At 67.3% G+C, this 11,520-nt stretch carries 9 protein-coding genes; 5 read left to right on the top strand and 4 right to left on the bottom strand.

From position 1 onward, the window contains the following. The first annotated feature begins 200 nt into the window (after positions 1-200). Positions 201-1,385 (top strand): carboxylate--amine ligase, encoded by a 1,185-nt coding sequence (locus B2G71_RS10320; protein WP_098105680.1) that lies wholly within the window; start codon positions 201-203, stop codon positions 1,383-1,385. Here the strand turns inward: B2G71_RS10320 and B2G71_RS10315 are convergent. The 4 genes from B2G71_RS10315 to B2G71_RS23730 all read right to left on the bottom strand — a co-directional run bounded on the left by B2G71_RS10315 (position 1,291) and on the right by B2G71_RS23730 (position 4,986). Further along, a complete protein-coding gene (locus tag B2G71_RS10315) occupies positions 1,291-1,923 on the bottom strand; it encodes a phosphotyrosine protein phosphatase (protein WP_240530097.1) in 633 nt (210 codons plus the stop codon). The two genes, B2G71_RS10320 and B2G71_RS10315, sit on opposite strands and share 95 nt — an antisense overlap. Positions 1,924-1,928: 5 nt before the next feature. After that, positions 1,929-2,903, bottom strand: coding sequence for a hypothetical protein (locus B2G71_RS10310; RefSeq protein WP_098105679.1), 975 nt, complete (start codon positions 2,901-2,903; stop codon positions 1,929-1,931). A gap of 60 nt (positions 2,904-2,963) precedes the next feature. Then, the gene (locus B2G71_RS10305) at positions 2,964-4,346 is read right to left on the bottom strand and encodes a class I SAM-dependent methyltransferase (RefSeq protein ID WP_168176329.1); all 1,383 of its coding nucleotides are present in this window, start codon (positions 4,344-4,346) and stop codon (positions 2,964-2,966) included. Positions 4,347-4,455: 109 nt separating this feature from the next. Beyond that, entirely contained in the window at positions 4,456-4,986 is a 531-nt protein-coding gene (locus tag B2G71_RS23730) for a hypothetical protein (RefSeq protein WP_141521548.1), read from the bottom strand. A gap of 86 nt (positions 4,987-5,072) precedes the next feature. Here B2G71_RS23730 and B2G71_RS10295 point away from each other — a divergent pair, with 86 nt between their 5' ends. The 4 genes from B2G71_RS10295 to B2G71_RS10280 are packed head-to-tail and all read left to right on the top strand — an operon-like array spanning position 5,073 to position 11,420. Further along, positions 5,073-6,275 carry an NHLP bacteriocin system secretion protein gene (locus B2G71_RS10295; protein ID WP_098105676.1) on the top strand — a complete coding sequence of 401 codons (1,203 nt, stop codon included), beginning with the start codon at positions 5,073-5,075 and terminating at the stop codon, positions 6,273-6,275. Between the two features lie 5 nt (positions 6,276-6,280). Continuing rightward, positions 6,281-8,434, top strand: a complete 2,154-nt coding sequence (locus tag B2G71_RS10290; protein WP_141521547.1) for an NHLP family bacteriocin export ABC transporter peptidase/permease/ATPase subunit — start codon at positions 6,281-6,283, stop codon at positions 8,432-8,434. Next, a complete protein-coding gene (locus B2G71_RS10285) occupies positions 8,431-10,902 on the top strand; it encodes an ATP-binding cassette domain-containing protein (protein ID WP_098105674.1) in 2,472 nt (823 codons plus the stop codon). Before B2G71_RS10290 ends, B2G71_RS10285 begins: the two co-directional genes overlap by 4 nt. Before the next feature lie 2 nt (positions 10,903-10,904). After that, a complete protein-coding gene (locus tag B2G71_RS10280) occupies positions 10,905-11,420 on the top strand; it encodes a cyclic nucleotide-binding domain-containing protein (RefSeq protein ID WP_098105673.1) in 516 nt (171 codons plus the stop codon). The last annotated feature ends 100 nt before the right edge of the window (positions 11,421-11,520 follow it).

Below are 11,520 nucleotides of genomic sequence, written 5' to 3'. Positions count from 1 at the left end.
ACAATTTCGCGGCGATATCCGCCAAATTCAGTTGCATTTGCGTTCTTACGCAAGCCGGTGCCGCAGCTTGCGGGGTCCTTGTTTCGATGCAGGCAGGCAGCCCCGCCAATTGCTTAGTGGTGCGTTTACGCATCGTCCGTTACGAGACGTGCGCGCTGCCCGACCGGCACCGCCCTGAAAGCTCAAGGGTCCGTTCGAAAATGCCTGTCGACGAGCTTGCCGCGGTCCTGGGAGCAGACAGTCCGATCGGGCTGACCGTGATCCGTGAACTCGGGCGCCACGGCGTCCCGGTGGTCGCGCTCGGCAAGAGCGCGCTGTCGATCGGACGGCACTCGCGCTACGCCAAGGGCTTCTCGATCATCGGCAAGCCGCTTGCCGACTGGCTGCCGGGCTTCGTCGCCAAGAAGCGCATCACCGCGATCATGGCGATATCAGAGCACCAGCTCGTCGAACTCTCGCTGCTCGCGCCCCGGCTCGAGGGCTGCACGGTGTTGTGCCCGCCACCCGACAAGCTGGCGCTGGTGCTCGACAAGCGGCGCACGCTGGAGATCGCGGCGCGGCTCGGTATGAACGTCCCCGATAGCTGGCAGCCGGACGATCCCGGCACTTTCGAGGTTCATGCGGCGCGGCTCGCCTATCCCGTCGCGGTCAAGTGGCCGGAGCCGGGTGCCGTGATGGGTGCGCTCGCCACCGCGGGGCTGGCCTGGGAGAAGGTCGAATACGCCGATGGCCCCGAGGCGCTTCTCGGCATCCTTCATCGCTACGATCGGATCGGGACCTGGCCGCTGGTCCAGACCTGGTGCGCGGGCTATGGACTGGGGCAGATGCTTCACATGCAGGACGGCCGGGCGACCCTGCGTTTCCAGCACCGGCGGCTGCGCGAATGGCCCCCGACCGGCGGCGTCTCCTCGCTTTCGACCACGGTTCCGCTGGCCCTCCATGCCGAGCAAATGGCGCGATCGGAGGCCCTGCTGCGCGAGATCGGGTGGAGCGGGCCGGCGATGGTCGAATATCGCTACAACCCCGATACCGGCAGCTACTGGCTGATGGAGGTCAACGGCCGGTTCTGGGGGAGCCTGCCGCTCGCCTCGTCGTCCGGCGCCGAATTCGCCTGGGAGCTCTACCGAAGGTTCGCGCGCGGCGATCGCAGCGAAGCGCCAACCCCTCTCAAGCCGCGCCGGGCCCGGTTCATGGCGCCCGACATGAAGCACCTTGTCGCGCAATGGCGCGGCGGTTCGCTCTCGCCGGGGCGGAAGCTGAAGCTGTCGGCTCAGTTTCTCGCCGAGTTCTTCAATCCGCGCACAGAGTACTACGTGTGGAACTGGCGCGATCCGATGCCGCTGCTGGGCGATCTGATCGATTCGATCCGGCGGCGACTGCGTTAGGAAAGGCGCGGCACAGCCCGACGACCGCGTGCTCGATCCGGTCCATGCAGGTCGCGGCATAGGCGGGGCTGAGCGTGTAGGGATCGTGCAGGTGCGGCACCGGCACCCGGCAATAGTTCCCGAGCAGCACGCGCGGCAGGCCGTTCAGCCGCTCGTCGGCGGCCAGCTTGCGCAAGTGGCGCACTTCCATCGCGACGAGGCAGTCGCCCTCGCGCGGCGCGTAGTCGGCAAGGGCCGTGGCGCGATGCCGGGAGAGGTCGTGACCTCGCCGCGCGGCGATCCGCACGATCGTATCGTTGGCGGGATTGCCGGTCGAGGTCGACAGACCGAACGAGCAGACCGCCATACCGGCCTCGCGCGCGAGCACGTCGGCATAGGCGCTGCGGCAGATATTGCCGTGGCAGACGAAAACGAGCCGATGGACCGCATCCGGATCGGGTCGGCGCGACGGGGCGAGGCCCAGGCCGGTCTCGGCATAGGAGAGCGCCAGCCGGACGAGGCCGCGCCATGTGCCGAATTGCGCTGCGATCAGGCTCATGGCGCTCAGTAGAGCGCGTTGGCGAGCGCCTGCTCGCCAATGCGCATGATCTCGCGCGCCGGATTGTAGGGCATCAGCCTGGCGGCCTGATGGTCTCGCGTCGACGCCAGCCGCGCGTTGCGCGCCGCGTCGCGAAAGTCGCACGTTTCGATACCGGGCTGGGCGGCGAGCCATGCGCAATACCGCTCGAAGCGGGTCTGGACGATGCGATTGGCGGTCCCGCGCGCGCGGTTCATCATCTCGAAACTGTGCGAGACGAGCACGAAGGCGGGCCAGTCCGACCTTTGCGCATGGCGCGTCGCGCTGCGCAGTTCCCACTGCGACATGGCGGTCAGTTGCGCGTGGCGGCGGCGAAGGCCACGGCCGCCGATCGCGCCGATCGGCAGCTCGGTGACGCCGTGGCGCGCGACCGGCAGGATCGTTTCGGAACCGAAAGAGAGGCGGCAGTCCGACCGGCCGATGCCCGGCGGAAAGCTCGTGTCGAAAGCGATGCCGAGTTCGCCCAGGCAATGCAAGGTGTTGTCGTCGGCGCCGTAGTTGCCGGCCCGGAAGGCGACCGGACGCGGCGCTCCCGCAGCGGTCAGGCGCTCGACGGCCCAGGCGAGCAGCACGAGCTGTTCCTCGCGGGTGAAATCGGCGAGATTGCGGCCGGTGCGTGTCCCGAGCGGATTTGTCTGGGCGAACGCGAGCCACTCTGGATGCAGGTGGAGCTGCACGTCATGGCCGCGATCGAGGACCGGGCCGACCACGCGCTTGATCGGCTCGATTCCCCATACCAGCGCGGGCATCGGATCGACGAAGAAGACGAGCTTCAGACCGTGGCGGTCGGCCACGTCCATCTGGTAGAAGATCCCGACTTCGCCGCCGGTCGTTTCGCATGACAGACACCGGGCGAAATTGTCCTGCCAGTCGCGGCCTTCGCCCCGGGCGAACATGCCGGACGAAAACTCGGTGTCGATGGTCAGGAAGACGGGCAGCATCCCGTCCCACTAGCGCGCCGCGCTTAACATTCCCCGAATGCGCGGCGATCCGGTTGGCCGCTAGAGTCCGAGGCGACGGCGCGAGGCCGCGTCGTCGAGCGCGCTGGGCAGCACAGCGGGCCCGACCGACACGGGTCCGAATGGGGTCATCACCGCGCCCATCCGCGCAACGCCGCCCGCCACGACCCAGCGGTTGAACGCCGCGCAGTCGATCGAATCGTCGCGCGGGCGGACTGGGACGACCTGGCCGTCGTATGCGAGCGCATCGATCGCCAGCAGCAGATCGGCGCGCGTGCAGTCGTCATGCGCCTCGCCGATTTCGGCAAGGCTGGCCGGACCGCGCGACAGCCTTTCGACCACCGCGCGCGCCGCGAGATTGTCGAAGCGGACCTTGCCGACGCGCCCGTCGATGGCGAACTCGACCTGTTCCTCGGGCCTGCGCAGCAGCCATGTCGAATGCATCAGCGCCTCCGCCGCCTCGGATCGGGCGACCTCGGACGCTTCGCCGCCGGTGTAGACGTCCATGCGGAACTGCTCGTTGATGAAGTGGTCTTTCACCAGTTCGCGCGTCGCCGCATCGTCGTAAGTCGCGAGCGTCTCGCGCTGTGCGCGCTTGAGGACGAACGCGTCGCGCAGCAATTGCGGCATGGCCGGGCAGGTATAGGTCAAGCCGTTGTCCGCGAAGGTTTCGATCACGTCGAGCGACCACAATGGTTGCCAGTTTGCGTTGAGATATTCGTGGGGGAGGTAGCCTGCGGGCACGTCCAGGCTGAGTTCGTCCATCCATTCGAAGACGTGCTCGCTCACGCCGTGCGCGCCGAGCGCGGGCAGTTCGCGCGTGCGCGCGAAGCCGCCCGCGAAGCGTTCCTGCGGCGATCCCGCGACGGTTCGCGAAAGCGTATGCACGATTTTCTGGAACGACAGCCGGCTGGTCCAGCCCGGCATGGTATTATAGCCGACCGTGGCGGCGCCACCGGGTCCCAGGTTTCGGGCGATCAGGGCGATAAGATCGGCGCACGCCTGCGGCGAGACCCAGCTCAGCACGCCTTGCGCGGCGACGTAGTGCGCCTCGACCGGCTCGAACTCCAGCGCCTGCCCGAAGGTCGCGCAGCGCAGTTCGACGTTCGCGAGGCCCAGTTCGATCGCGGCTTGCCTGCCGCGTTCGACATGCCCGGGCATGGCGTCGATGCCGATGAACCGGCTCGAAGGGTCCGCATAGGCCGACGCGATCAGGCCGAGGCCGTCGCCGCAGCCGAGGTCGAGCATTGTCGTGCCGCAGTCCGCTCCCGGCAAGCCTCGCGGCGGGCGTTTGCCCGCACGCAACAGCACCGTGTCGGTCCACTCGGGCGCGAACAGGTAGTGATACACGCTCGGATAGAGCGAATCGGCGATGTACCCGTCGATATTGGCGGGTCCCGCGCCGACCGACGCGGCGTCCGTCATGGCTGGCTGATTCCGCTGTTCTGAAGATACGGAGCCGAGCCCATGGCGCGGCCCCGGCAGGTCCGGCATGGGCGAGGGCGGTCCGGCGCGGACCGCCCTCGCGACCGGATCAGTATTTGATCTTGATGTGGTTCAAGGTCTTCTTCGAGTAATCGAAATCGATCTCCTCGAATTTCTGAACCTTGAAGCCTTTGCCGCCAACGGGAGGGACCTTCAGATAGTCGTTGAAGCCGCCGCCCTGAACGTTGTCGAGATCGCTTTCCTCGATTTCGACCGCGCCGGCCTTGGTGATTTCGTCCTGGTTCTTCTTGGTTTCCTTGGTCATGTCGATCGCTCCCATCTGCGTTTGACGACGGGGGTTGGCTAACCACGGCGCGCGCTGCGAAATGTGGTAAAAACCACAAGATGATTGTGAGAAGCGCCCCCAGCATTCCGGAATCCGAAAAGCATAAGCTACGTAACACATGATGGCCGGCTTTGGAAAACAGCGCATCAGGCGTATTTCACAAGGATATGCATGATCTCGATACTGCACCATCCATGGGCGATTGTACGGAACGCGCATCTGAGTCGCGTTGTATCGCGCAAATTTGGAAAGATTGGCGGAGCGGCCATCGGGTTGACAATCGAGGATGGTCAACCTCTTGTGAGCGTTGACGATTCAGTGGCGATCTGGGGGCAGTCCGGCTGAGCGGTTCGATTTTCAGGAAGGAAGCGCTGGATCGCATGGCGAATCCGGAAGCGCTGGACAGTCCCGTGCGCCTCGTGCCGCGCGCGGACTGGCTGCTGCTTGCCGGATTCGTCGCGCTGGTGGTCTCGCTGCTCGTGTGGGCCTCGCTGACGACGGCGCCGGTGCGGATTTCCGGCCAAGGCATCCTGATCGACGAGGCCGGGCTTTCCGCCGTCGTCGCCAACGGCGAGGGCCAGGTCACGGCTGTCGAGGTCGCGCCCGGAGACCGCGTGGAGAAGGGCGATGCCGTCGCCTCGCTGTCGCGCGCCGATCTCGAGCGCGAGATACGCGATACGCGCTCCGAAACCGAACAGGCCCGCACCAAGGTGACGCGATTGTCGGACTTCTATCTCGGCCAGAGCGGACGCGAGCGCGAGGCCGCGCGCGATCGGCTGGCCGGTATCGCGCGTACCCGGGCGGAACTGGTGAAGCGCGAGAAACTCCTGACCGAGCGCGCGGCGCGGATCGCCGAACTCGTGCCGCGCGGATTCGTGCGCCGCGACGAACAGGTCGAGGCTGACGCCGCCGTCGCCGCGGTGCGCGAACGCATCGCCTCGCTCGATGCCGAGGCCGACGAAATCCGCATCGAAACACTGCGGCGGGCCGGGCAGGGCGAACTCGTGCTGCTCGACGAACGCAATGCGCTCAACGATCTGGAGCGCAAGAGCGAGCGGCTTGCCGCTCTCGTGGCGGAACAGACGGTCGTGCGCGCGCAGGCCGACGGACGCGTGGTCGAACTGCAGGCCGCGCCCGGCGATGTCGTGTCGGCGGGCTCTCCGATCGCCACGCTGGCGCGCGCGGGCAGGCGGTCCAGTCTGATCGCCGTCGTCTACGTGCCCGCCGGGGAGGGCAAGCGTATCGAACGCGGCATGAGAGCCGAGATCGCGCCGATGACCGTGGAGCGCGCGGTCTACGGACAGATCACCGGCACCGTGCGTTCGGTCTCGTCGCTTCCGGCCACGCCCGCGGGCATGCGGCGCACCTTGCGCAATGATGCTCTGGTGAAAGAACTGCTGGCCCAAGGCGCGGTCGTCGAGGTGCGCATCGCGCTCGACAGTGACCCGGCCGCGCCCAGCGGCTTCGCCTGGACCAGTTCCGACGGACCCGAAGGCGGCATCGAGGTGGGCACGCTTGCCGCGGGCAACGTGACCGTGCGCCGCAAGCGCCTGATCGACTGGCTTGTGCCCAGCGGGGAATAGTGCCGGTGTCCGCAATCCTGTCGCGTTCGCCGAACCGGACGCCCGTCGTTCTGCAGATGGAGGCGGCCGAATGCGCCGCCGCCTCGCTGGCGATGATCCTCGGCTACTGGGGATTGCATCTGCCGCTCGACGAACTGCGCCAGCTTTGCGGAGTTTCGCGCGATGGCGCCAAGGCATCCTCGATCCTGCGCGCTGCGCGCACGCTGGGGTTGGAGGCCAAGGGGTTCAAGGCCGAGATGGCGCATCTCGTCGACTTCGATAGGCCGGTGATCGCGTTCGTGAACTTCAATCACTTCCTCGTCGTGGAAGGCGCCGACGCGCGGCATGTCTGGGTCAACGACCCCGCGAACGGGCGCGCGCGGCTGGCGATGGAAGAATTCGAGCAGTCCTTCACCGGGGTTGTCCTGACGTTCGCGCCCGGGCCGCAGTTCGTCAGCGGAGATCGCCGGCCTGCGCTTGCGGATTCGCTCAGGAGCCGATTTGACGGTCTGCGCGGTCCACTCGGCTTCGCCGTCCTCGTCAGCCTCGCGCTCGCGGTGCCGGGCATCGTCCTTCCGGTCTTCTCGCGCATCTTCGTCGACTACGTGCTGGTCAGGAGCCTCGACGACTGGCTCGCCGCGCTGCTGATCGGCATGGGGCTTACCGCCGCCGTTCAGTTCGTTCTGGCACTGCTGCAAGCACGCGCGCTGATCTCGGTGCGGCTGGCGATGGCGCTCGCGACCGGAGGGCGGCTGATGGATCACATGATGCGGCTGCCGATCTCGTTCTTCTCGCAGCGCTTCACCGGCGAGATCGCGGATCGCGTGGATCTCAACGAGCGCCTTTCCGGTCTGCTGACCGGAAAGCTCGCCATGGCGCTGGTGAGCATGATCACGGCGCTGTTCTTCTTCGTGGCGATGCTGTTCTACCACTGGCCGATTGCCCTGGGCGTGCTGGTTCTCGCCGTTCTCAACATCGTCGTTCTCGCGCTCAGCAGCCGAGTGATCTCCGAGCGTTACCGCAAGCTTTCGCTCGATCACGGCAAGCTGATGGGGGCGCGCGTGGCGGGCATCAAGGACATGGAGACCTTCAAGGCGAGCGGCGCGGAAGACATGCTCTTCGCGCGCTGGCTCGGCCTTGCGGTGAATGCCTTCAACCACAAGCAGGCGATCGCTCGGATCAGCGCCTGGCTCGACCCGATGCCCCTGCTGGTCGGCGCGCTCGCGGTGGCGCTGGTGCTCGTCGGCGGGGGCGGCGCGGTGATCGCGGGTGAATTGACGCTCGGCGAACTCGTTGCGCTGCAAAGCCTCGCCGCAAGCTTTTCCGCACCCGTCGCCGCTCTCGCGGGCTTCGGCGCCGAGCTGCAGCAGATCCGCTCCTACACCTCGCGGCTGGATGACGTCCTCGCGCAGGAGCCGGCGCAACTGTTCCGCACTTCATCGCGCGAGACCGCGCTCGCGCTGCAGCGTGGGCGGCTGACGCTTTGCGACGTCACGTTCGGCTATGCCCCGCTCGATCCGCCGCTGATCCAGGATTTCAGTCTCGAACTCTCGCCGGGGCGCCGCATCGCGCTGGTCGGGGCATCGGGGTCGGGCAAATCCACCGTCGGGCGCATCATTGCCGGGCTCGAGGCGCCGATCTCGGGCACCGTCCGGATCGACGGCACGCCGCTGGACGAATGGCCGCGCGACATGCTCTCGCAGCGCCTCGCTTATGTGCCGCAGTCGATCATGCTGTTCGAGGCGAGCTTTCAGGACAACCTCTCGCTGTTCGATCCCGACCTGCCGCTGCAGGACATCGCGCGTGCCTGCCGCGACGCGCAGATCCACGACGTGATCGCCGGCCGTCCGGGCAACTACGACGCACCGATCGCCGAAGGCGGAGCCAACCTGTCGGGCGGCGAGCGCCAACGGCTGGAAATCGCGCGCGCGCTGGCCACCGATCCCGCGATCCTCGTGCTCGACGAGGCGACGAGTGCGCTCGACCCGCTCACCGAAGTGCGCGTGCTCGAGGCGATCCGCAGGCGCGGCATGAGCTGCATCATCATCGCGCACCGCCTCTCGGCGATCCGCGATGCCGACGAGATCCTCGTGCTCGACAAGGGGCGGATCGTCGAGCGGGGCCGCCACGAAGATCTCGTCGCCGCGTCGAGCCGCTATCGCGAGTTGCTCGAAGCATGAGCGGGCGGGGGGAAACCACGCTCGATGCCTTTGCGCAGCGCGAGCTGCCGCCCGGCGGACCGCCGCTGCGCGTCGTGCGCGGCAGGCTCGATGCCTATTGGGTCAGCGCCGCGCGCCGCCGCCTGATCGCCATCGTCGAGGAAGGGCAGCACGTCTTTCCCGCCGATGCATCCGCACCGGGACGGATCGTCCTGGTCTCGAGCGAAGGCGCGGCCTTGGTCGAGGACCCAGAGGGGCTCGGCTCGAGCGCAAGGCACTGGTTCGCCGATCACTTCGCCTTCGAGCCTCCGCCGGACGAGGAGGCGACCCTTCCCGCCGTGCGCGAAGCCATGGCCGGGTTCGACGCGCACTTCGCGAAGGTCGAGGCACGGCAGGCCCGCCGCTTGCAGGACCGCCTGGTCGCACGCCGGCTCGATTCGCATGAAGCCTCGGAAGACTGGCGGGCGGAACTGGCCTGGCTCGCCGCCGCGCTCGGTTGCGAGCATGGGGACGCGAAGCTCCCGGCCGATGTGTCTTTCGATGCCCTCGCGCCGATCGTCCGGTTGGCGGGCCTGCGCGCACGGCGCATCGAACTGGAAAGCCGATGGCCCGCCCGCGAAGGCCTTCCCATGCTGCTGCATCGTAACGATGGCGCGATCGTGGGTGTTCGCTGGAAGCGCGGCGCCTGGCGGCGGCGTAGCGGAGAGGCGATCGCCCTCGACGATCGCGGCGCCTACGCGCGGACGGCGTGGTCGCTGCATCCGGCCTTTACGCGCACGGTGCGCGGTCTCTTCGACCTTGGCCGGTTCATCATGCCTGATGTCGTCGTCGGCGCGCCGGTGTTCCTCGCGGGTAGCGTGGTGCTGGCATGCCTCGGTCTGCTGGTACCGCTCGCGACAGCGGCGATTTTCGACGATTTCGTACCCGCCGGCGCGACCGGGCAACTCGTCGGCGTCGGCATCGCGCTGGTCGCGGCGGCGCTGTTCGCCACGCTGTTCAGCGCGGTTAACGCGCTGGCGCTGGCGCGGATCGACGCGAAAAGCGAAATGCGGCTCGCCGCCGCGTTGGCGGATCACGTCCTCTCGCTGCCCACCAGCCTGTTCCGGGACCTGCCCGCGGGCGATATCAACCAGAGGCTCGAGAGCGTCGAGCAGATGCGCGGACTGGTCTCATCGATCATCCTTTCGACGAGCTTCACCGCGATCATGGCGATTGTCTATTTCGCGCTGCTCTACAGCTATGACGCGAGCCTGGCGCTGGTGGCCGTCGCGCTTTCCCTCGTCAGCATTGCGCTCGTTTTCGTGGGCCGGCTGCTGCAGATCGGTCCGCTGCGCGAGGCCGCCGCGCTCGACGGCAAGGTGGCGAGCATGACTTACGAGCTGCTCGAGGCCGTGCCCAAGCTGCGCACCGGCTGCGCCGAAAAGCGCGGCCTGGCGCGCTGGCGCGAGGCCTATGTCGCCGGACAGCTCGCGAGCGTGCGTGGCGAGCGGGTTGCAAGAACGGTGGGCATCGTCGCGCAGGCCTATGCCATCGCCACCTTGATGGTGCTGTTTGCAGCGGCGAACCGCTTTGCCGATGCCGGCATCGCACCAGGGACTTTCATCGCCTTCCTCGCCGGCTTCGGGATGTTCCAGGCGACGCTGATCGGCCTGTGCAGCAGCCTGCTCGGCCTGCTTGCCGCGCAGCCGCTGGCAGAGCGCGCCGCCGTGGTGCTGGAGGCGGAGACGGAACGTGCGCGCGGCGCGGGCGATCCGGGCCGGCTGAGCGGACGGATCGACGTCAGCGCCGTGACCTTCGCCTACGGCAAGGACGCCCCGCCCGTCCTTGATGGGCTCGACTTGCGGGTCGAACCGGGCGAACACGTCGCGATCGTCGGCGGCTCGGGATCGGGCAAGTCGACCCTGCTGCGGTTGCTGCTCGGCTTCGAGACGCCCCGGGTCGGCTCCATCGCCTATGACGGGCAGGAAATCGCGCACCTCGATCTCGTGCGCATGCGCGCGCAGATCGGTGTCGTCCTGCAAGGCTCGATGCTGTTTGCCGGCAGCATTCTCGAAAACATCAGAGGGCCCTCCGATGCCAGCCTCGAGGATTGCCTCGATGCCGCCGAAGCGGCGGGCCTCGGCCCCGACCTGGCAATGATGGGGATGGGAATCCACACCCCCGTGACCGAGGGCGGAGGCATGTTCTCGGGCGGTCAGAAGCAACGCATGCTCATCGCCCGCGCCTTGGCGAAAAAGCCGCGCATCCTGTTCTTCGACGAGGCGACCAGCGCGCTCGACAACGCCACGCAGGCGAGGGTCGCGCAGACGCTGGATTCGCTCGACGCGACGCGCGTGACGATCGCCCACCGGCTATCCACGGTACGCAACGCGACGCGCATCTGCGTGCTCAAGGACGGGCGCTTCGTGGAGCAAGGCGCGTTCGACGACCTGATGAAGCGAAACGGGCACTTCGCCGCGCTGGCCCGGCGCCAACTCATGGGAGGCTGACGATGCGCAAGGCGCTCTATATCCTGGGCGAACTGGATGACCGCGACGTCATATTCCTCGCTGCCTCGGGAGCCGTGCGCAGCCTCTGCCCGGGTGAAACCTTGATCGAGGCGGGACGCGAAGTGCGCGATTTGTTCTTCGTTACCGAAGGCGAATTCGAAGTCACCACCCGGTCTGGCCAGCATCTCGCGATGCTCGGACTCGGCGATGTGACCGGCGAAATGAGCTTCGTGGAAAAGCGCCCGCCCGAAGCGAATGTGCGTGCCGCCGGCGCCGGCCGGGTGCTGGCGGTGCCGCGCGACGCGATGCTGGCGGAGTTCGCGCGCGATCCGGCCAAGGCGGCGCGTTTCTACCGCGCCCTCGCCATCTTTCTCTCCGATCGCCTGAGGAGCGCGAGCGGCGACGGCTCGGGCGAACTCGACGAAGGTATTCTCGATACCTTCACGCAAGCCGGAGAGCGCCTGATCCGCCTCGTGCGGATGCTCGAGGGCAAGCAGGCCAAAAGGCCCGCGACATGAACGCCGTTCCTCCACACTGAACTTTTTTTGAGCCGTTTGCCGATTTCGTCCGTCCCGCTCCGTGAAACCGGATCGCGGAAACGAAACCTCAAAGGGGCTC

Origin of the sequence: Novosphingobium sp. PC22D (assembly GCF_002556635.1) — a bacterium.
Lineage (GTDB): Bacteria > Pseudomonadota > Alphaproteobacteria > Sphingomonadales > Sphingomonadaceae > Novosphingobium.
This window is presented reverse-complemented; position numbering and strand designations above follow the sequence as displayed.

Excerpts from the sequence above, each read along its gene's own strand:
- B2G71_RS10310 (WP_098105679.1), bottom strand. The coding sequence starts at position 2,903 with ATGCTGCCCGTCTTCCTGACCATCGACACCGAGTTTTCGTCCGGCATG.
- B2G71_RS10280 (WP_098105673.1), top strand. The coding sequence starts at position 10,905 with ATGCGCAAGGCGCTCTATATCCTGGGCGAACTGGATGACCGCGACGTC.
- B2G71_RS10305 (WP_168176329.1), bottom strand. The coding sequence starts at position 4,346 with ATGACGGACGCCGCGTCGGTCGGCGCGGGACCCGCCAATATCGACGGG.
- B2G71_RS10285 (WP_098105674.1), top strand. The coding sequence starts at position 8,431 with ATGAGCGGGCGGGGGGAAACCACGCTCGATGCCTTTGCGCAGCGCGAG.
- B2G71_RS10320 (WP_098105680.1), top strand. The coding sequence starts at position 201 with ATGCCTGTCGACGAGCTTGCCGCGGTCCTGGGAGCAGACAGTCCGATC.
- B2G71_RS10295 (WP_098105676.1), top strand. The coding sequence starts at position 5,073 with ATGGCGAATCCGGAAGCGCTGGACAGTCCCGTGCGCCTCGTGCCGCGC.
- B2G71_RS10315 (WP_240530097.1), bottom strand. The coding sequence starts at position 1,923 with ATGAGCCTGATCGCAGCGCAATTCGGCACATGGCGCGGCCTCGTCCGG.